The sequence below is a fragment of the Chromohalobacter sp. HP20-39 genome (genome assembly GCF_033052815.1).
In the GTDB taxonomy this organism is placed as follows: domain Bacteria; phylum Pseudomonadota; class Gammaproteobacteria; order Pseudomonadales; family Halomonadaceae; genus Chromohalobacter.
On record NZ_JAWHTP010001000.1, the window covers coordinates 1 to 249 of the forward strand.

Genomic DNA, 249 nt, shown 5'->3' on the forward strand with positions numbered 1-249 from the left:
CTGCTCTTCGTTGCCCTCTCTGCCTTCCTCCAGGTCGCCGGCGCCTCTCCCGATCACTGCGGCGCATCGGTCGCGGACGGCGCGCAACCGAAGGTGCTGTCCAGCAAGCACGCTGGCGCCAGCCACCTGCTCTGCTACCGCGCCTACGCGGTGCTCGTGTCCTCGGCGACCCGGACACCGCTGTGGTCAGCCGAACACCTGACCGCGCAGGCGGTGAACCAGGCGCGTGAGCTGCCGCGCGAACGCGAT

Annotated in this window: 1 protein-coding gene; it reads left to right on the forward strand. The window is 70.3% G+C overall.

The window, feature by feature from the left end; all coding sequences use genetic code 11:
* Positions 1–249, forward strand: a 249-nt coding sequence (locus tag RVY79_RS20970) for a hypothetical protein (protein WP_317466540.1), incomplete at both ends; no start/stop codon positions are given.